General features: G+C 44.1%; 20 protein-coding genes and 1 tRNA gene. 16 read left to right on the forward strand and 5 right to left on the reverse strand.

Annotated elements, in window-relative coordinates:
* Position 1 precedes the first annotated feature (1 nt).
* Positions 2-580: a photosystem I assembly protein Ycf4 gene (locus RHJ80_RS03860; protein WP_310438019.1), complete on the reverse strand. Its 579-nt coding sequence runs from the start codon at positions 578-580 to the stop codon at positions 2-4.
* Positions 581-807: 227 nt separating this feature from the next.
* Here RHJ80_RS03860 and clpB point away from each other — a divergent pair, with 227 nt between their 5' ends.
* Positions 808-3423, forward strand: coding sequence for an ATP-dependent chaperone ClpB (gene clpB, locus RHJ80_RS03865; RefSeq protein ID WP_310801499.1), 2616 nt, complete (start codon positions 808-810; stop codon positions 3421-3423).
* A gap of 72 nt (positions 3424-3495) precedes the next feature.
* On the opposite strand, the gene RHJ80_RS03870 is transcribed toward clpB, so the two are convergent.
* From RHJ80_RS03870 to RHJ80_RS03885, 4 genes are read right to left on the reverse strand one after another with little or no spacing between them, the layout of a single operon-like run.
* Positions 3496-3966: a hypothetical protein gene (locus tag RHJ80_RS03870; protein WP_310801500.1), complete on the reverse strand. Its 471-nt coding sequence runs from the start codon at positions 3964-3966 to the stop codon at positions 3496-3498.
* 11 nt (positions 3967-3977) lie between these two features.
* Complete coding sequence (locus tag RHJ80_RS03875; RefSeq protein WP_206201144.1) at positions 3978-4370, reverse strand: hypothetical protein; 393 nt, start codon at positions 4368-4370, stop codon at positions 3978-3980.
* Positions 4371-4381: 11 nt separating this feature from the next.
* Positions 4382-4828: a hypothetical protein gene (locus tag RHJ80_RS03880; protein WP_310801501.1), complete on the reverse strand. Its 447-nt coding sequence runs from the start codon at positions 4826-4828 to the stop codon at positions 4382-4384.
* A 30-nt stretch (positions 4829-4858) separates the two neighbouring features.
* A complete protein-coding gene (locus tag RHJ80_RS03885; RefSeq protein ID WP_310453361.1) occupies positions 4859-5044 on the reverse strand; it encodes a hypothetical protein in 186 nt (61 codons plus the stop codon).
* 315 nt (positions 5045-5359) lie between these two features.
* On the opposite strand from RHJ80_RS03885, the gene RHJ80_RS03890 reads away from it, so the two are divergent.
* The 15 genes from RHJ80_RS03890 to RHJ80_RS03960 all read left to right on the forward strand — a co-directional run bounded on the left by RHJ80_RS03890 (position 5360) and on the right by RHJ80_RS03960 (position 19021).
* Positions 5360-6610 carry an MFS transporter gene (locus RHJ80_RS03890; RefSeq protein ID WP_310438022.1) on the forward strand — a complete coding sequence of 417 codons (1251 nt, stop codon included), beginning with the start codon at positions 5360-5362 and terminating at the stop codon, positions 6608-6610.
* 9 nt (positions 6611-6619) lie between these two features.
* Positions 6620-7369 (forward strand): creatininase family protein, encoded by a 750-nt coding sequence (locus RHJ80_RS03895; RefSeq protein ID WP_310801502.1) that lies wholly within the window; start codon positions 6620-6622, stop codon positions 7367-7369.
* Positions 7370-8266: an alpha/beta fold hydrolase gene (locus RHJ80_RS03900; RefSeq protein ID WP_310453363.1), complete on the forward strand. Its 897-nt coding sequence runs from the start codon at positions 7370-7372 to the stop codon at positions 8264-8266. It begins immediately after the preceding gene.
* 26 nt (positions 8267-8292) lie between these two features.
* Positions 8293-8366: transfer RNA gene (locus RHJ80_RS03905), tRNA-Pro, on the forward strand.
* Positions 8367-8458: 92 nt separating this feature from the next.
* Positions 8459-9433: an ATP-grasp domain-containing protein gene (locus RHJ80_RS03910; RefSeq protein ID WP_310801503.1), complete on the forward strand. Its 975-nt coding sequence runs from the start codon at positions 8459-8461 to the stop codon at positions 9431-9433.
* Between the two features lie 22 nt (positions 9434-9455).
* Positions 9456-10106, forward strand: a complete 651-nt coding sequence (locus RHJ80_RS03915; protein ID WP_310801504.1) for an HAD hydrolase-like protein — start codon at positions 9456-9458, stop codon at positions 10104-10106.
* Between the two features lie 13 nt (positions 10107-10119).
* Positions 10120-10872, forward strand: a complete 753-nt coding sequence (locus tag RHJ80_RS03920) for a methyltransferase domain-containing protein (protein ID WP_310801505.1) — start codon at positions 10120-10122, stop codon at positions 10870-10872.
* A 6-nt stretch (positions 10873-10878) separates the two neighbouring features.
* Positions 10879-11304: an FdtA/QdtA family cupin domain-containing protein gene (locus tag RHJ80_RS03925; RefSeq protein WP_302678906.1), complete on the forward strand. Its 426-nt coding sequence runs from the start codon at positions 10879-10881 to the stop codon at positions 11302-11304.
* Positions 11301-12398 (forward strand): DegT/DnrJ/EryC1/StrS family aminotransferase, encoded by a 1098-nt coding sequence (locus RHJ80_RS03930; RefSeq protein ID WP_310801506.1) that lies wholly within the window; start codon positions 11301-11303, stop codon positions 12396-12398. The genes RHJ80_RS03925 and RHJ80_RS03930 overlap by 4 nt, the downstream gene beginning before the upstream one ends.
* A 5-nt stretch (positions 12399-12403) precedes the next feature.
* Positions 12404-13915, forward strand: a complete 1512-nt coding sequence (locus RHJ80_RS03935) for a hypothetical protein (protein ID WP_310801507.1) — start codon at positions 12404-12406, stop codon at positions 13913-13915.
* A 2-nt stretch (positions 13916-13917) separates the two neighbouring features.
* Entirely contained in the window at positions 13918-14892 is a 975-nt protein-coding gene (locus RHJ80_RS03940; RefSeq protein WP_310801508.1) for a glycosyltransferase family 2 protein, read from the forward strand.
* A gap of 6 nt (positions 14893-14898) precedes the next feature.
* Positions 14899-16002 carry a glycosyltransferase gene (locus RHJ80_RS03945; RefSeq protein ID WP_302678909.1) on the forward strand — a complete coding sequence of 368 codons (1104 nt, stop codon included), beginning with the start codon at positions 14899-14901 and terminating at the stop codon, positions 16000-16002.
* Complete coding sequence (locus RHJ80_RS03950; protein WP_302678910.1) at positions 15992-17194, forward strand: glycosyltransferase; 1203 nt, start codon at positions 15992-15994, stop codon at positions 17192-17194. Before RHJ80_RS03945 ends, RHJ80_RS03950 begins: the two co-directional genes overlap by 11 nt.
* Positions 17194-18186 carry a glycosyltransferase family 2 protein gene (locus tag RHJ80_RS03955; protein WP_302678911.1) on the forward strand — a complete coding sequence of 331 codons (993 nt, stop codon included), beginning with the start codon at positions 17194-17196 and terminating at the stop codon, positions 18184-18186. Before RHJ80_RS03950 ends, RHJ80_RS03955 begins: the two co-directional genes overlap by 1 nt.
* The gene (locus RHJ80_RS03960) at positions 18170-19021 is read left to right on the forward strand and encodes a bifunctional 2-polyprenyl-6-hydroxyphenol methylase/3-demethylubiquinol 3-O-methyltransferase UbiG (protein ID WP_302678912.1); all 852 of its coding nucleotides are present in this window, start codon (positions 18170-18172) and stop codon (positions 19019-19021) included. The genes RHJ80_RS03955 and RHJ80_RS03960 overlap by 17 nt, the downstream gene beginning before the upstream one ends.
* Position 19022: the final 1 nt, after the last annotated feature.

The following is a 19022-nucleotide window of genomic DNA, read 5'->3' on the forward strand; positions in this document are numbered from 1 at the left end:
GCTAGAGTCCCTCAACGGGGACACCCAAAAAGCTGGCGATTGTGGCGCCTTGGGTTTCGAGTTCTGCCAACGGCAAGGGCGCACCTACGCGCGTTAGGGGGACTTCGCCGCGACCTTTGATTTTAAGGTAGAGGGCGCGTTTCGGGTTTAGCCCTTCTTTAATCACAATTCTCACGGATTGGACATCGCTGATGGGGCAGCTGACCTCAATGCGGCGATTCTTCCCCGGAAAACCCCAGCGGAAAATGCGGACAAAGCCCGTTTCTTTGTTGAACTCGTTAAAGCCACCGCCAATATCCCAAGCGATCGCCAGCCACAGATACGTTGCCAACAGCAGCGCCGCCACCCCATAAAAGCCAATGGCAATACCTTGGGGAATAAAGACCAAATCAATTGGGTTCCCAATGGGCAGTAGGTTGCGGTGCAAATAGCTAGAAAGACCAGCCAAAAAGAAGCCCAAGCCACCAATGGAGACCGCTGTTGCCCAAAAGTAGTTACTAGGGCGACGGGAACCCAGCACCGTATAGCGCAGAATCGACTCTTGACGCGGGGATGGCTCAGTTACAGGGGAGTTCGTCATAGCTTCCGTTGCCAAAGTTAAAGCACTTTACATATTAAGAGAAATTGGGGGTATTCCTAAAGGAAGAATTTCTGTGCCTCCACAATCCTCTGCATAAAAGCTAGGCTAGAACTACTCTTGGGTGGCTAATTCTACCTGTAGAGTAGGGAAGTCCGAAAAAGCGTTTTTCTTGCAATTCATACAATATAAATAGTTAAAAACTGGAAAAAGGGGTCAAAGGGTCAGCTATGCAACCATCCAATCCAAATCAATTTACCGAAAAAGCATGGGCTGCGATCGCCCGCACACCAGATCTAGCCAAGCAGGCACAGCACCAGAATCTCGAAAGTGAACACCTGATGAAATCGCTGCTCGAGCAAGAGGGTCTAGCGACACAAATTTTCCAAAAAGCTGGCTGTTCGGTGCAGCGCATTCGCGATCTCACCGATGAATTCATTAACCGTCAGCCGAAAATCAGTAATCCCAGTGGCGTCTATCTAGGACAGAGCCTTGACAAGCTCCTCGATCGCGCCGAAGAGGCACGCAAACAGTTTGGGGATGAGTTTATCTCGATTGAGCACTTGGTATTGGCCTTTGCCCAAGACGATCGCTTTGGCAAAAAACTCCTTCAGGAGGTCGGCCTAAGCGAAAAAGCCCTACGGGAAGCGATTCAGCAAATTCGCGGCTCCCAAAAAGTGACGGATCAAAACCCAGAGGGCAAATATGCGGCGCTGGAAAAATATGGCCGTGATCTGACGCTCTTGGCTCGTCAAGGGAAACTGGATCCCGTCATTGGCCGTGATGATGAAATTCGCCGTGTGATTCAGATTCTTTCCCGCCGTACCAAAAATAACCCAGTGCTCATTGGTGAACCCGGCGTTGGTAAAACCGCCATTGCTGAAGGCTTGGCACAGCGGATTGTGGCGGGGGATGTGCCGGATTCCCTGCGCGATCGCCAGTTGATTGCTCTCGACATGGGTGCCTTGATTGCCGGTGCCAAGTATCGCGGTGAATTTGAAGAGCGCCTCAAAGCAGTTCTCAAGGAGGTCACCGACTCCAACGGCCAAATCATCCTCTTTATTGATGAAATCCACACTGTCGTTGGTGCCGGGGCAACCCAAGGGGCGATGGATGCCGGCAACCTGCTCAAACCGATGTTGGCGCGGGGGGAACTGCGCTGTATTGGTGCCACCACCCTTGATGAGTACCGCAAGTACATTGAAAAGGATGCAGCTCTGGAACGGCGGTTCCAGCAAGTCTATGTGGATCAGCCCAGCGTTGAGGACACGATCTCCATCTTGCGGGGTCTCAAGGAACGCTATGAGATCCACCATGGCGTGAAAATTTCCGATACCGCCTTGGTGGCAGCAGCTACGCTCTCAACCCGCTACATTAGCGATCGCTTCTTGCCCGATAAAGCCATTGACTTGGTCGATGAAGCCGCCGCGAAACTGAAAATGGAGATTACCTCCAAGCCGGAGGAACTGGATGAGATTGACCGCAAAATCCTGCAGCTGGAAATGGAGCGGCTCTCCTTGCAAAAAGAAACCTCGGCAGCTTCGCGCGATCGCCTTGAGAAACTGGAAAAAGAGCTAGCGGATCTCAAGGAGGAGCAAAGCCGCCTCAATGCCCAGTGGCAAGCAGAAAAAGAGGTCATTGACCGTCTCCAAGCCATCAAAGAGGACATTGAAAAAGTCAACATCGAGATCCAGCAAGCGGAGCGCAACTACGACCTCAACCGTGCTGCCGAACTGAAATACGGTAAGCTCACAGAACTCCACAAAAAACTGGCGGAAGCCGAAGCCAAACTGCGGGAGATTCAAGTGGGGGGTCGCTCTCTGCTGCGGGATGAAGTGACCGAGGCCGACATTGCTGAAATCATCTCCAAGTGGACAGGCATCCCTGTCAGCAAACTGGTGGAGTCGGAAGCCCAAAAACTGCTCCACCTCGAAGAAGAGCTGCACAAGCGGGTTGTGGGTCAAGATGAGGCCGTCACCGCAGTAGCGGAGGCCATTCAGCGCTCCCGTGCCGGACTAGCGGATCCCAACCGTCCCATTGCCAGCTTCATCTTCCTTGGGCCAACGGGTGTCGGTAAAACGGAATTGGCCAAAGCCTTGGCGGCCTTCATGTTCGACACCGAAGAGGCGATGGTGCGGATTGACATGTCGGAGTACATGGAGAAACACGCCGTATCGCGGTTAATTGGGGCGCCCCCCGGTTATGTGGGCTATGACGAAGGCGGTCAACTCACAGAAGCCATTCGCCGCCGTCCCTATGCCGTGGTTCTCTTCGATGAGATTGAAAAAGCCCATCCCGATGTCTTCAACGTGTTCCTGCAAATTCTCGATGATGGCCGCGTCACCGACTCCCAAGGGCGGACGGTGGACTTCAAGAACACCATCATCATCATGACCAGCAACATTGGTTCTCAGTACATCCTTGATGTGGCCGGCGATGACAGCCGCTACGGGGAAATGTACAACCGCGTTATGGAGGCGATGCGTGGCCACTTCCGCCCTGAATTCCTCAACCGCGTGGATGAATTTATCATCTTCCACAGCCTGCGCAAGGATCAATTGCGGCAAATTGTTCAATTGCAGGTGCAGCGGTTGCAGCAACGCTTGAGCGATCGCCACATTACCTTGTCCCTCACAGAGAAGGCGATCGACTTCTTGGCCGAAGTGGGTTACGACCCCGTCTATGGTGCCCGCCCGCTGAAACGTGCCATCCAGAAACAACTGGAAACCCCGATTGCCAAAGCTATCCTGCGGGGCGAGTTCTTCGATGGCGACACGATTCTGGTGGATGTGGGCGAGAACGAACGCCTCAGTTTCCAGCGTCAAGCGGAACTGGTAACCGTTTAGGTGCAATTGAAACTGATTCAAGAGAGTTGGGTTGGGGCTTTCCCCTCAGCCCTCTTTTTTTGACCAAGCGTTTTAGTAGCCTCCGTCAAACAGGGTAATCTTGGCCAATAGTCCTGCCACCATCAAAAAGAGCGCCACTAGTAGTGCCCAAAGGCGGTTTTCCGTTGAACCTTGACGCTTCCCTAAGTCCACTAACTGCTCACGATTGGTTTGCACTTCCAAGCGGACCGCCTCAATTTTGGCTTCTATGGTGTTGAATTTCTCGTCAATCGTGTTAAACTTCTCGTCAAATTTTGCTTCCAGCGTGTTCAGCTTCTCTTCAAACTTGGCTTCTAGTGTGTTGAACTTTTCTTCAAATCTGACTTCTATAGCATTCAATTTCTCATCTACTATCTGGAACTTTTGATCAATCGTATTGAATTTCTCACGGATTTCCGCGTGACTGACTTTCACCTCAAGGGTAAGTTCCGCCAGTTGCGACTGCATAGCCTTCATGGTCTCGAGGACTTCTGCGAATTGAGACTGGGTGACGGGTTCACTCATGCTGCTCATCCTTAGACTTGGTCAAACAGGGTAATCTTGGCCAATAGTCCTGCCACCATCAAAAAGAGTGCCACTAGTAGTGCCCAAAGGCGGTTTTCCGTTGAACCTTGACGCTTCCCTAAGTCCACTAACTGCTCACGATTGGTTTGCACTTCCAAGCGCACTGCCTCGATTTTGGCTTCTATGGTGTTGAATTTCTCATCAAATTTTGCTTCCAGTGTGTTCAGTTTCTCTTCAAACTTGGCCTCCAGAGTCTGGAATTTTTGATCAATCGTGTTAAATTTCTCACGGATTTCCGCTTGACCAACTTTCACCTCAAGGGTAAGTTCCGCCAGTTGCGACTGCATGGCTTTCATGGTCTCGAGGACTTCTGTCAGTTGCGATTGGGTGACGGGTTCACTCATGCTGCTCATCCTTAGACTTGGTCAAACAGGGTAATCTTGGCCAATAGTCCCGCCACCATCAAAAAGAGCGCCACTAGTAGTGCCCAAAGGCGGTTTTCCGTTGAACCTTGACGCTTCCCTAAGTCCACTAACTGCTCGCGATTGGTTTGCACTTCCAAGCGAACCGCCTCGATTTTGGCTTCTATGGTGTTGAATTTCTCGTCAATCGTGTTAAACTTCTCGTCAAATTTTGCTTCTAGCGTGTTCAGCTTCTCTTCAAACTTGGCTTCCAGCGTGTTCAGTTTCTCTTCAAACTTGGCCTCCAGAGTCTGGAATTTTTGGTCAATCGTGTTAAATTTCTCACGGATTTCCGCGTGACCCACTTTCACCTCAAGGGTGAGTTCTGCGAGTTGCGACTGCATGGCCTTCATGGTCTCGAAGACTTCTGCGAGTTGAGATTGGGTGATGGGTTCACTCATGGGTGGAGTTCAAGGGGACTTAAGTTTATTCTAGAGTGACCCAGCAATTTCCGTTTTTAACGTCTCCATAAATGCCGAATAATTTTGGTGGTTGGCTGGGAAGCCGAGTTCTAGCCAAGTCTGGGGTAATGTGTCTGCAATAAACTGACGTGCTTCAGTACCATCGTTAGGCTGGCGATCGCCCCCTTGGTATTTCCCAATTACTCCTCCAGCCAAGCCAGATTGCGACGATGATTTAGTTCTGCTTCTAAAACGATAATTTCTTATTGGCAGAAAATTAAATGGTTATTAACTCTCAGATGGTAGGGTGTTATATGCTACACAGGCAAGGGTAATTTTTGGTATTTTTACTTCCTCCTATCTGGTGATTTTTGCGACCTGTACTCCTCAGAATGCCCAAAATGAACCTCAAAGGATACAGAGACAGGGCAAACGCCGGCAAGGGTCTGACGGTATATTGGATTCAGACTGCCAGCCCCAATCTTTGGTAACGGTGAGGAAACTTGTGTTCATGGTCAGTGAGCAACAGCAATGGTAAGTTCTGCTCCCAAGCCCCGTCCAGAAGGGTTTGCTGCTCTGATGCGGAACAAGAATTTCCTCAAGTTATGGGGCGGTCAAATCATCTCCCAACTGGCGGACAAAATTTTTCTCGTCCTTCTAATTACACTGGCGGTTTCCTACGACGCCAGCTATGAACTGCCCGGCTCTAAGGCCTCAGCCGTAATGATTGCCAATACCCTACCAGCGGTCTTCTTTGGCTCAACGGCAGGCACCTTTGTGGATCGCTACCCCAAGCGGGAGCTAATGAGCATTACCAATATTCTGCGCGGGCTACTGGTTTTTGCTCTGATCTTTATTCCGAAGCGGTTTACGCTGCTGCTCCTGATTGCCTTTTCTGAGTCCATTCTTACGCAATTCTTTGCCCCGGCAGAACAGGCGGCGATTCCCCTGCTAGTGAAGGAGGAAAATCTGCTCTCGGCGAATGCCCTCTTTATCACAACAATGATGGGGTCACTCGTAGTGGGGTTTGCCATCGGTGAGCCATTGCTGAGTGGTGCTGTGGCCATAGGGGGTGTCTATGCCCGTGAAGTCGTTGTCGGTGTGCTGTACGTTATGGCGGGATTGGTTTTAGCCTCGATTCGCTACCGAGAAGCAGTTCATGAGCGCGATCGCCACCTCAATGTATGGCAGGACTTGCAGGAGGGGTTTCACTACGTGCGCAAAAATCGCCTCTTGGGGAATGCCATGCTCCAGTTAACGATCCTCTATTGTGTCTTTGCCGCCTTGACGGTGTTGGCCGTCAGTTTAGCCCAAGAAATTGGCCTGCGTCCTAATCAGTTTGGCTTTCTCTTGGCCGCCGCAGGGCTGGGGTTAATTTTAGGGGCGGGGGTTTTGGGCCAATGGGGGGAAAAATTGCATCATCGACCCCTGCCTTTGATTGGCTTTTTGGTGATGGCAGCTGTCCTACTGGTCTTTGCTTTTGTGCATCATCTGTGGGTGGGGCTGGGCTTAAGTATTTTGCTGGGAATGGGGGCATCTTTAATTGGTATTCCCATGCAGACCCTCATTCAAGTTCGGACGCCGGCGACGATGCGGGGTAAGGTCTTTGGCTTCCAAAATAACATTGTCAATATTGCCCTCAGTGTGCCTTTGGCGATCGCCGGGATTCTTTCGGACTTCCTTGGCCTCACAGTGGTCATGGTGGGGATGGGGGGCGTGGTGGCGATCGCGGGCATTTGGGCATGGCGGAATACACGAGCCGTTCTTGAGGATGCGATTTAGGAGACAGGAATGCCCCTACTACACTTGAGTACTTGGCCAGAGGTCGAAGCCTATCTCAACACTTCCAAGGGGATGATTATTCCCATTGGCTCCACGGAGCAGCATGGCCCTATGGGTCTCATTGGCACCGATGCCCTCTGTGCCGAGGCGATCGCCAAAGGGGTAGGGGAAGCAACTCATGCCCTTGTTGCCCCGACAATTTCCGTGGGCATGGCCTTACACCATACGGCTTTCCCCGGCACGATTAGTTTGCGTCCTAGTACCTTGATTTTCGTCATTCGCGACTATTTGGTGAGCTTGGTACGGGCAGGCTTTCAACGCTTCTTTTTCATTAATGGTCATGGCGGCAATATCGCGACAGTGAAGGCGGCCTTTGCGGAAACCTATGCAGTCTTAGCCGATTTGCACATTCCCGAGGCGGATCAAGTACGCTGTGAGTTGGCCAACTGGTTTATGTGTTCCTCAGTGATGCAGCGGGCGCGGGAATTGTATGGCGATCGCGAGGGTTCCCATGCCACCCCCAGTGAAGTGGCGGTGACCCAATTTCTCTATCCAGAGGCCATTAAACGCGTTCCCCTCAATCCCGAAGTCAACACCAGTCATGCCATCTACGGTGCCGCAGATTTTCGCCGCCGCTATCCCGATGGTCGTATGGGGGCAGATTCCAGTTTGGCCACCCCTGAGCATGGACAGAAATTCTATGAGCGGGCTGTTCAGGAGTTGAGCGATCGCTACCGTCAATTTCTGCAAGCCGAATAAATGACTTTCTCTCTCCCAGCTCAAACGTGGCATTGGCACGGTTACCCGATTCTCTATCGGCATCAAGGGACTCAGGGCATCCCCCTACTCCTGATTCACGGCTTTGGTGCCTCTAGCTTGCATTGGCGCAAAAACATCCCTGCCCTCGCAGCTCACCATCAAGTCTATGCCATTGATTTACTGGGCTTTGGTGGCTCCGCCAAACCCGCTCCCTCGGTCATCCCCTATACATTTGAGACGTGGGCAACCTTGGTTCTAGACTTTTGCCGCGAGGTCATTGGTCAGCCCACGGTTTTAATCGGCAACTCCATTGGCTGCGTCGTTGCTTTACAGGCCGCTGTTTTCCAGCCTGCGTGGGTCAGTCAACTGATCCTGCTGAACTGCTCTTTGCGTCAGCTCCACGATCGCAAGCGATCGCAACTCCCTTGGTACCGCCGTTGGGGAACCAGCCTACTCCAGCAACTTTTAGGCAATCGCACCCTTGGCACCTACTTTTTCCGCCAAATTGCCCAACCCCGTACTGTGCGCCGTATTCTCCACCAAGCCTATGCCAACACTGCCGCCGTCACCGATGAACTGGTAGAGATATTACTCACCCCTGCCCAAGACGTGGGGGCTGCCGAGGTCTTCTTAGCCTTTGTCCGCTATTCCCAAGGTCCCTTACCCGAAGACCTGCTACCCCAGATTACCTGCCCCACCTATTTTCTGTGGGGTGCCGCCGACCCTTGGGAACCCATTGATGAAGGGCAGAAGCTAGCTCAATTTCCCTGTGTGCAGGAATTTGTCGCCTTACCAGAGGTGGGCCATTGCCCTCAAGATGAAGCACCTGAGCAGGTGAATGCCCACATTCTGAAATGGTTGCGCAAAATTTCCGTCAGCAGCTACGATGTTCTCTGAACTCGTGTTATACTGGTAAAGCTTAACGGGGCGTAGCGCAGCTTGGTAGCGCACCACTTTGGGGTAGTGGGGGTCGTGGGTTCAAATCCCGCCGCTCCGATTATTCGGTAAAAAAAAATCAAGCTTGGCGATGTTAGTGTATGATAACCGTGTGCTAGTGGTCTGCTTTGATTCTATCTCGGGAATTAAATAGTGACTCAAGGAACTATTACTATAGCTGTTGGCTCCAGTGGCTCAGCGACTGGATATACGGTCGTCCAATCTCTGAAACAAACTTGGGGTCAAAGAGGATGCAAGATTATCGCTTGTGATATAAATCCGAGGTACTTAGTTGCAGCCGCATCAATTTCCGATTCCTACATACAGCTACCTTCGGCTTTTGAGGATAAGTTTGCAATTCAAACAGTTGAACTGCTCAAATCTAATAATGTTAATTATTTTTATCCAATTCATGATCAGGAAATATGTGCGACTGCTTCTGCAAAAAAGCTTTTTGAAGAGTTTGGGATAACTATACTTTGTGCATCACCACAAGCTGTAAAATCATGTACTGACAAGTTGGAATCAAGTAAAATATTATCTTCAGTTAATCTAAATAGTCCCACAACTTATTTACTATCAGAAAATACGAGTTTTTTTGGAAAATCAATCGTCAAAGAAAGGTATGGAAATGGTAGCCAATTCATAGAAATTATTAATGATAAAGATCAGCTAGAGTATGTGATCAAAAAAATACTTCCAAGTCATCGTCAGTATATTATTCAAGAGTGGATAGATGAGCCAGAAATTACTATTGATGCCTTTATTATCCCAGACCAGTGTTTTGTAAAAACACTTTGTCGAAAACGTGTTGAAATTAAGAGTGGCATAACTACGAAGGGATATATTTTCTATGATGAAAATTATTCAAAAATTGCTCTAAGTATTGCAGAAGCTTTTCAGTTATTTGGTTCCTTTTGTTTTCAAGTTAGGGGTCATGATAACTATGTTATAGATGTCAACCCAAGAATTGGAGGAGCTACAGCGATGTCTATTGCTCTTGGTTTAGACTTTCCATCTGCTCATGTTGCCTATTTTTTAGGTGAAGACCCAGCCTATTATTTTACTGACATAAAAAAACCTTGCTTTGTAACACGTTCTTATCGTGAACATATTTCGTATCTCTGAGATAAAATACAATAAGTAAGTTATGAATGGTTCAAAAATAATTGCAATTGACTTAGATGGAACAATAATCGATTGTTATCCTCGCCAAGCTGCTGTCACAGAATATATTTTTAATGAACTAGGAATAAATAATATTGACTTTCAGGTTATTTGGGAGCATAAAAGATCTGGTCTTTCTACAGTTGAAGTCTTAAAGTCTTACTTCCCTGAAATCAATCCAAAAATTATTAAATCTTTTACTCTTAGATGGCTAGAATTAATAGAAGAACCTTATTGGATAACTTTTGATCAACTTTTCCCATGGTCTCAATCTATCCTAGAAAATCTAAACTCAATAGGCTTTAGTTTAGTACTCTTGACTGCACGGCAGCGACCTGAAAATGTCTTTAATTTTCTGACAAATCATGGAATTCATAATTTATTTTCCCAAGTACATATCGTTTCACCTCAAAAAGCAACTGAGCAAAAAGCAGACTTATTGCTTCAAGTAAACCCACTATGTCACTGTGGAGATACTGAGACGGATGCCTTAGCTGCTGAGAAAGCAAATGTGAGATTTATAGGGGTTTCTTGTGGACAAAGATCAAAATATTTCTTAGAACGCTATACTAGCGTAGTAATCCTAGATAATATCAGTGAATTGCCAAAATTTATAATTGACTTTAGTCGTTAACTTGAGGAGATTAATGATGAATCACGAAGAAATCAACCAACCACCTATTGCAGAAATTGATCGCCTTGACAATGTCGCATCTGATAGCTGGTACGCTCTTCCGACTGGTATAGCAATGATTGAGTACTCTTACCAAGTTTTTCGGAGGTATTTTCCTCAACCTTTGAATCGTATTTTGGAGATAGGCCCTGCGGAAGGAATAATGACGCAGTTACTAATTAATGATGGAGTAAAACCTGATATATTAGAGGGCTCTACGATTTTTGCTGAAAATTTGCGTCAGCAGTTTCCTGACTTACAGATATACAACTCACTCATTGAAAACTTTCAGCCTGCCTGCTTTTATGATGTGATTATCTTGGGGCACATCTTGGAACATGTCGATGATCCAGTTCTAATCTTAAGTACGATCCGAAACTGGCTAGTTCCCAAGACAGGTGTTATTCTGGCTGCTGTTCCCAATGCTCGCTCAATTCATCGTCAGGCAGCAGTTGTGATGGGATTGATTCCACACGAGGAAACTATGAGTGAAAAGGACATTCATCATGGCCATCGTCGGATTTATACACCAGAAACCTTTCGGCGTGATTTTACTCTTGCTGGGTTGAGTATCGAATTTTTTGGTGGCTACTGGCTCAAGCCTCTCTCTGATCGACAACTAGAAGAAAGTTGGACGCCAGAGATGTTACGTGCCTTTATGAAGCTAGGTGAGAGGTATCCCGATATTGCCGCTGAATTGGTAATTGTTGCTAAAAAAGAGCAGTAGCTGATTATGCTTGGCCACATAGATAACTGTCGGATTATTCAACTCCCCAAAATTACGGATCCAAGGGGTAATCTGACCTTTATTGAGGGAGAGCGTCATATTCCCTTCAAAATCGAGCGGGTGTACTACCTCTACGATGTTCCCGGCGGTGCCGATCGCGGTGCCCATGCCCACAAGGCGCTGCATCAATTTGTGGTGGCCATGTCTGGTAGTTTTGATGTTGTCCTCGATGATGGCGATCGCAAGCAGCGTTATCACCTGAACCGCTCCTACTTTGGCCTGTATATTTGCCCAATGATGTGGCGATACCTCGATAACTTCTCCTCGGGTGCCGTGTGTATGGTTTTAGCCTCTGCCCCCTATGATGAAAGCGATTACATCCGCAACTACGACGAATTCCTAGCCCTTGCTCAGAAGCGCTCAATGCCATGACAACGATTCCCTTTCTTGACTTGGGGGCGGCCTACCGCGAACTCAAAGCGGAAATTGATGCTGCCGTTGCCCGTGTGCTTGACTCCGGCTGGTACATCCTTGGTGCAGAGGTAGAAGCCTTTGAAGCTGAATGGGCTGCTTACTGCGGTGCCAATTATGCCATTGGTGTTGGTAATGGTTTAGATGCTCTTGTGCTTGCTTTGCGGGCAATGGGGGTGACCCATGGAGACGAAGTCATTGTTCCCAGCAACACCTATATCGCCACTTGGCTAGCCGTCAGTCAGTGCGGAGCTATTCCTGTGCCAGTGGAGCCTGATCCCCATACCTACAATATTGATCCCCTCAAGATTGAAGCGGCGATCACTGCCAACACCAAAGTGATTCTACCCGTCCATCTCTATGGTCAACCGGCTGATCTTGACCCAATCCTAGAGATTGCTCGCCATTATCAGCTCTGGGTACTCGAAGACGCTGCTCAGGCTCATGGTGCACGCTACAAAGGGAAGCGAATTGGTGCCCACGGGGATGCTGTCGCATGGAGCTTTTACCCCGGCAAGAACTTGGGTGCCCTTGGGGATGCGGGGGCTATAACGACCAATAACCCCGAGTTGAGCGATCGCATTCGTATGTTGCGGAACTATGGCTCACGGGTTAAGTATGTAAATGAAGTGCAAGGGGTCAACAGTCGCCTCGATCCTCTACAGGCCGCGATCCTACGGGTGAAATTGCGGTACCTCGATGAATGGAACCAGCGCCGCCAAAAACTAGCCCAACTCTACCTCACAGAACTACAAGGAACTTCCGTAATACTCCCCTTTGTTCCCCCTTGGGCAGAGCCAGTGTGGCATCTCTTTGTGATTCGCACTCCCCAGCGCCAGACTCTTCAGGAAAACCTGCACGCCGCAGGCATTGGTACCCTAATTCACTACCCCATTCCCCCTCACCGTCAGGCCGCCTATGCCAATCTCGATGTCAGCCAAAAATCCTTCGCGATCGCGGAACGATTTGCCCAAGAAGTGCTAAGCTTACCGATAAGTCCTCACCATTCAGTTAATGAGATTAGCTACGTCATATCTTTACTTAAATCTCTCTGAAGAATATGGAACATTGTTCTTTAAGTAAAAAGAAGGAATTTGCCTACGGTCTTCGAGAGCTAGCTCTTAGAGAAAAAAATCCATACCAAAAAGCGATGCTTGCAGAAATCTATGCGACTTATAACATTCAAAACTTAGTTCCAATTGCTGAAGATTTAGAATTAGAAAAAGATGTACTACTTTCTCTTTCCAAGAGTAGATTTGAGCCTGTAATTGTCAATCATGACTTTATCCATGTCATTACAGAGACCTATGTAACAGGTGGGCATACTCGCTTATTAACGGCCACAGTTGAAGAACAAATCAAGCAAAATCAAGACGTTGCTGTTCTCGTTACTAGAGCTATTGATCCTCAAACCTTGAATTTTTTGGAAGAGATTAGATGTAAGGTCTATCACTTAGAAAAACAGCGTCAATTCTTTGAATTGGTAACAAAAGGAAAAGTCATATCCCATATCCATCATTACGATATTCATTCAACAATTTCACTATGGTTTTCAAAAGAAAAGCATTATTTTGACATCTACTTTGTAAACCATGCTGATCATGTTTTTAATTATGGTCATGCAATTTGCAATAGTATCCTTGAAGTGAGTGGCTATGGTTATTACAGAACAGAGGCTTTGAAGCACTATCAATCACATCACTTAGTGGGGATACCTTTGAATATTTCTCATTTAGAAAAAGTAAAGCATAAGTATAAACTCCAGAGTAATACTCAACAAGGTTTTAACATTATGACAATAGCTAGAGCAGTAAAGCTAAGACCTGCTCAAGGATGGAATTATCCCCTATTTATCAACCAACTTCTCGATGAATGTGCGAATCATAAAGTCACAATCACAATAATTGGCCAATCTGGAAAGGAAGATTGGTGGCAGCAAGGATATATCTCTGAAAAAAATTTAGAAAAAGTTAAGCTGATAGAGTTTTTACCCTATAACGATTTATACAAAAACGCCTATCTCTACAATGCATATTTAGATAGTTTTCCCTTTACAGGTGGTACAGTTATTTCAGAAATTGCGACTATTGGCATTCCCATACATGCGCCCAAATTACCATGTCAAGGATATTCTATGGCAGATCAGATAAGGTCTGACTCTTTAGAGGTAGTCATACAACGACTCAAAGACCATATTATTAGTGGTAAACTTCCCTATGACACTGAACACCTATCTCATAAAGTTCAAAGTTTTCATCATCCCGCAAGTTATTTAGAACGATTAATGAATGTCATGTATGGTCGAGAGGCTAAAGCGCCAAATGAGCTACTAGATTTTAAGGCTGACACACTCTTTTTAGATAAATGCTACGCAACAGAATGGATACAGGGATTACCTGAGCTACCTCGTGAAACATCAAGTATCAATAGAGTAAAGCTCATGACTTACTCATTAAAAAATAGAGATGCAACTCTAACAATTTCAAAATCAATCAGAACAATTTTGGGCAATGATCATCCCATAGTAAGATTCTTGAGATTCATTAAGAGCATCTATAAAACTCTAGATTAATTATGACAATGCGTATCTCAATTGCAATGGCCACCTATAATGGCGAGAAGTATCTTCAGGAGCAGCTAGATAGTTTCTTGAGTCAGACTCGCTTACCTGATGAACTAGTTATTTCAGATGATTGCTCAACAGATAGTACAATGCAAATTCTACACGATTTTGCTAAGAATGCACCATTTGAAGTAAAAATATATCAAAATGAGCACAATCTAGGTTATGCACGTAACTTTGAAAATGCGCTAAAACTAACTTCTGGGGATATTATATTTCTCAGTGATCAGGATGATATATGGTTTTCTGAAAAGATAGAATTCATTATCAACTTTGCTCAGCAAAATACTGAATATCTACTCTACATGAATGATGCTGAAATCTGTTTGGCAGATGGAAATTCTACAAAATTAACTCAGCTAGGGCAAATACTATCACTAGGTTTTTCAGAAAAAGAATTTCCAACTGGTTGCTGTATGGCTATTAGAAGGCATTTAAAATATCTTGCCTTGCCAATACCGAAATTTCACGCCCATGATACTTGGCTGAATAGATTATCTAATATATTAGAAGTTAAAAAAGTAATCCCCTCTGTTTTACAACTTTACAGACGGCATGGAGAAAATACCTCTAATTGGATAGCCAGTCGGATAAAAAAACAGACACCTTTTGACTTAATTATTCATAAACTGAAATATAATGGCGACCCAAGCTTAGAGCTTGATCAACTCAATAGTGAGCTAGATGCCTTAGCTGCAATCATAGACTCCCCATTAATTACTGACTCCATGAGGGAGAAAATTAATCGAGAAATATCTAGAGTTAAAGTCAAGAAGTTAATAAGAAGGAAAAGGTTGAAAATTCAAGCAATGCCCCATATTTATAGGATAAGATATGTTATAAAATTACTAGCATCAGGACATTACAAGTATTATTCAGGTTGGCAAAGTGCTATAAAAGATTTGTTTTTTTTTAAAATTAATTAGTTAAACATGGTTAAGAAGGTATCAATACTTTTACCCGATTTACGATGTGGTGGAGTAGAGAATGTCCGTCTCCGGCTAGCTAGACAATTTATAAGACGAGGTTATCAAGTTGAGTTCCTACTTCTTGTAAAACAAGGTGAGCTACTTCAGGAAGTTCAGTCTCTATGTGTAGTTCAATCCTTAAATAAACATAAAATATCTGAATCTGTCTTTAAGCTTGTTGAGTACTTAAAAGCTAAAAATCCATCTGTTCTCTTAAGCGCTATGTGGCCATTAACAGTAATTGCTCCCTTTTCTAAAAAATTAGCTCAGTCTAATGTAAGAGTGGTGATTTCTGAACACGTTACTCTAACCAATCAGTACAAAGATAAGGGCATAGTAACCAACTCACAGCTTCGTCTTTCAACAATGATTGGCTACCGTTTAGCAGATGCTTGTATTGCAGTGTCACAAGGTGTAGCTCAAGATATGTCTCAAATTGCAAAGATTCCACTTAATAAAATTAATGTTATCAACAATCCCGGACGCTTACTGATTGAGCCTAGTAAAGATGAGCTAAATGTAGTTGATCAGATGTGGGGAGTTCCTAAAAAATACAGAGTCCTAAGCGTAGGCAATCTAAAACAACAAAAAAATCACGCACTCCTCTTGAAAGCATTTGCCCAATTACCCTTTACAGATAGTCGCTTAATGCTAGTTGGCAAAGGTCATTTGGAAGAGAGTCTAAGAGCGTTAGCACATCAACTAGGCATTAGCGATCGCGTCATTTTTGCGGGTTTTCATCCGAATCCCGCTGTATTTTATAAAACGGCTGATCTATTTGTTCTCTCCTCTAACTATGAGGGATTTGTTAATGTCATCGTAGAAGCACTATCCTGTGGGCTACCTGTTGTCTCTACCGATTGTCCGAGTAGTCCGCGTGAGATTCTAGCTGATGGCAAATATGGTACACTGGTTCCTGTCGGCGATGTCAATGCCTTAGCCAAAGCCATGACTGAAGCCCTAATGAGTTCACCAGAGCCTGAATTCCTAAAGCAACGAGCGGCTGACTTCTCGGTTGAAAAGATTGCCCAGCAGTATCTTAATGTAATGTTTCCCCATGAGCAGTAATGTACTCTACATTACCTATGATGGTTTGCTAGAGCCACTTGGCCAATCCCAAGTATTGCGCTACCTTGAAAAGCTAAGCGATAGTTACACTATCTACCTCATTAGTTTTGAGAAGGCTAAAGATTGGCAGAATGTTCTTGAGCGCCAGAGAATTCAGAAGAAAGTTCACTCCCATCAAATTCATTGGATTCCTTTAAAGTACCATAAATCTCCCTCTGCTCTGGCGACAACCTATGACTTGTTTCAAGGAATTACAGTAGCTTTATTTATTGCTGTTACAAGAAGGATTAAAATTGTCCATGCTCGCAGCTATGTTCCTTCTGTAATTGCCTTAGTCCTCAAAAAGTTACTACGCACTAAATTTATTTTTGACATGCGTGGCTTTTGGGCAGATGAGCGAGTTGATGGGGGTATTTGGCCTGCAAACAGTCAACTTTATCACTTGGCAAAATGGTTTGAAAAGCAATTTTTGCTCAATGCAGATCATACCGTTTCTCTCACTGAGGCAGCAATTGATATAATTCAGAACTTTAAATACATAAAAGGACGAAGTATTTCAATTAGCTGTATTAGAACCTGTACTGATTTAGAGCTTTTTAATACTAAAGAGAGAATTAAAAACAATAAAGAAGGTTATTTAACAATTGGCTACATTGGCTCTGTTACGGGTTGGTATTTATTTGAGGAAACAATCAAATTTTTTGAAATTATAAATATAATTAAACCCCATAGTCGTTTCTATATCCTTAATAAAGGTGAACATGATTTTATTAGACAAAAATTAGCTTTTTCAAACATAAATACAGAAAACCTGATTCTTGAAGAATCATCCCCACAAGAAATTTCTAGAAAAATGAGTGTCATTAACTTTTGTGTATTTTTCATCAAGCCAGTATTCTCTAAAATAGCATCTTGTCCAACTAAACTCGGCGAACTTTTAGCAAGTGGCATCCCATGTGTAACCAATGATGGAGTTGGGGATATGACTCAGATCATTGAGCAAGAAAAAGTTGGGGTTATCTTAAGAAGTTTTGATGAATCCGCTATGCGTAAAGCCGCTGAAGAGATTTTAGAATTACTACAAGACGAACACTTGAGCCAACGATGTCGTGCAGCAGCCATTAAGTATTTCTCTCTTGAAGAAGGCGTAAAATCTTATCAAAATATCTGGCAACAATTAGGAGGCCAATAATGAATCTACCTAAAGTTAGTATAATAATACCTACTTATAATCAGGAAAGATTTATTTTGGATGCTGTCACATCTGCTTTGTCTCAAACATATTCAAACTTAGAGGTTATTGTTGGAGATGATTGTTCAACCGATAATTCTAGTAAACTCATTCAATCAATAAATGATTCTCGACTAACTTATGTTAGAAACAAGACTAACTTAGGGCGTGTTCAAAACTATAGAAATCTTCTTTATCAATACGCAACTGGTGATTATATATTAAATCTAGATGGTGACGATTATTTGATATATAATAACTTTATTTCTGATGCCATTCGACTCTTTGATAATGATGTTGTTGTCGTAGCTGCAAATATATTTAAAGAATATGAGAATAAAAATAAGAGGGTGGGATATTCATTTCCAAATGTTGACTATCTTACTGGAATAGATTTGCTAATGAAACTACCAGACAAAAAATTCTTTTTCAAACATTTATCAACAATTTATTGCAAAAAAATAGCAACAGAGATAAATTTCTACTCTTTTAATAGTCTGAGTTCTGATTGGGAATCGCTATATCGTCTTGCTGTTCATGGTAAAGTAAAGTTTCTCAATAAAAATGTTGCGGTCTGGCGCATTCATTCTAATAATCAATCTAAAATTCCAAACATAGACAGTTTTGTAGATAATTTACAAATTTGGAATAATATTTTTGATTACGCCACAGTCTATAATTTTCCTAAAAATTTATCTCATGAACTAGCCTGTAAATGTCAGTTCTATTTTATAAATATGTATATTTTTGAAAATATTGTGCAAAATGATCAACTAAAATCTAGGCAAGTTCTACCAGACTACTTGATTGAAAAAGTAAAGAATAAATATAATTTTCCTATAACGAAAATCATACTTCAGTTTCCAATCCTTGGTTTACAGTTTATCGCACTTTCCTTCATTTCTTATTTTTTATACTGGGTGAGGAGCATAGCCAATGTCTTTCAATTATGATCCTAAAGTGGTGGAGAGTTTTGGTAGTGAATGGACTAGCTTTAATCACCTTGAAGTTAGTGAATCTGAATTAGAAAAATTATTTCTTGATTACTTTAGAATTTTCCCGTGGGACATTTTACCTCCAAATGCAGTTGGTTTCGATATGGGTTGTGGTACAGGTCGTTGGGCAAAGTTTGTCGCACCAAGAGTAGGCATACTAAACTGTATTGAACCATCTGATGCTATTGAAGTTGCTCAATCAATGCTAAGAGACTTCCACAATATAAACTTTTTTAAAACGACAATTGATAACATCGATTTACAGGCTAACAGCCAAGATTTTGGTTATTGTCTTGGAGTTCTACATCATATACCTAATACACTTGAAGGTATTAAATCTTGTGTAGCCTTACTAAAGCCAAAAGCCCCATTTCTTGTGTATATTTACTACAAACTGGATAATCGACCTTTTTGGTACCTGTGTTTGTGGTATATGACTATTCTTCCCCGATTGTTTATTTCTAGGCTACCTAATAAAGTAAAAATTTTTCTAACCAACCTGATTGCTATAGCCATCTATTTTCCTTTGGCTCGACTATCATATCTTCTTGAAAAAGCTGGCTTCAATGTAAATAGCTTACCACTTAGTTATTATCGAGATAAAACATTCTATACAATGTGTGTTGACTCTAGAGATCGCTTTGGCACACCCCTAGAAAAACGATTCTCAAAATTAGAGATTCAACACATGCTTGAGGAAGCTGGATTAGAAAATATTCAATTTTCAGATAGTCCTCCATTCTGGACGGCATTAGGCTATAAGAAGGTGGAGATACCGAAATTTTATGAATAGA

It is taken from the genome of Thermosynechococcus sp. QS41 (assembly GCF_031583515.1).
Lineage (GTDB): Bacteria > Cyanobacteriota > Cyanobacteriia > Thermosynechococcales > Thermosynechococcaceae > Thermosynechococcus.

Excerpts from the sequence above, each read along its gene's own strand:
- RHJ80_RS03860 (WP_310438019.1), bottom strand. The coding sequence starts at position 580 with ATGACGAACTCCCCTGTAACTGAGCCATCCCCGCGTCAAGAGTCGATT.
- clpB (WP_310801499.1), top strand. The coding sequence starts at position 808 with ATGCAACCATCCAATCCAAATCAATTTACCGAAAAAGCATGGGCTGCG.
- RHJ80_RS03870 (WP_310801500.1), bottom strand. The coding sequence starts at position 3,966 with ATGAGTGAACCCGTCACCCAGTCTCAATTCGCAGAAGTCCTCGAGACC.
- RHJ80_RS03875 (WP_206201144.1), bottom strand. The coding sequence starts at position 4,370 with ATGAGTGAACCCGTCACCCAATCGCAACTGACAGAAGTCCTCGAGACC.
- RHJ80_RS03880 (WP_310801501.1), bottom strand. The coding sequence starts at position 4,828 with ATGAGTGAACCCATCACCCAATCTCAACTCGCAGAAGTCTTCGAGACC.
- RHJ80_RS03890 (WP_310438022.1), top strand. The coding sequence starts at position 5,360 with ATGGTAAGTTCTGCTCCCAAGCCCCGTCCAGAAGGGTTTGCTGCTCTG.
- RHJ80_RS03895 (WP_310801502.1), top strand. The coding sequence starts at position 6,620 with ATGCCCCTACTACACTTGAGTACTTGGCCAGAGGTCGAAGCCTATCTC.
- RHJ80_RS03900 (WP_310453363.1), top strand. The coding sequence starts at position 7,370 with ATGACTTTCTCTCTCCCAGCTCAAACGTGGCATTGGCACGGTTACCCG.
- RHJ80_RS03915 (WP_310801504.1), top strand. The coding sequence starts at position 9,456 with ATGAATGGTTCAAAAATAATTGCAATTGACTTAGATGGAACAATAATC.
- RHJ80_RS03920 (WP_310801505.1), top strand. The coding sequence starts at position 10,120 with ATGATGAATCACGAAGAAATCAACCAACCACCTATTGCAGAAATTGAT.
- RHJ80_RS03925 (WP_302678906.1), top strand. The coding sequence starts at position 10,879 with ATGCTTGGCCACATAGATAACTGTCGGATTATTCAACTCCCCAAAATT.
- RHJ80_RS03930 (WP_310801506.1), top strand. The coding sequence starts at position 11,301 with ATGACAACGATTCCCTTTCTTGACTTGGGGGCGGCCTACCGCGAACTC.
- RHJ80_RS03935 (WP_310801507.1), top strand. The coding sequence starts at position 12,404 with ATGGAACATTGTTCTTTAAGTAAAAAGAAGGAATTTGCCTACGGTCTT.
- RHJ80_RS03940 (WP_310801508.1), top strand. The coding sequence starts at position 13,918 with ATGACAATGCGTATCTCAATTGCAATGGCCACCTATAATGGCGAGAAG.
- RHJ80_RS03945 (WP_302678909.1), top strand. The coding sequence starts at position 14,899 with ATGGTTAAGAAGGTATCAATACTTTTACCCGATTTACGATGTGGTGGA.
- RHJ80_RS03950 (WP_302678910.1), top strand. The coding sequence starts at position 15,992 with ATGAGCAGTAATGTACTCTACATTACCTATGATGGTTTGCTAGAGCCA.
- RHJ80_RS03955 (WP_302678911.1), top strand. The coding sequence starts at position 17,194 with ATGAATCTACCTAAAGTTAGTATAATAATACCTACTTATAATCAGGAA.
- RHJ80_RS03960 (WP_302678912.1), top strand. The coding sequence starts at position 18,170 with ATGTCTTTCAATTATGATCCTAAAGTGGTGGAGAGTTTTGGTAGTGAA.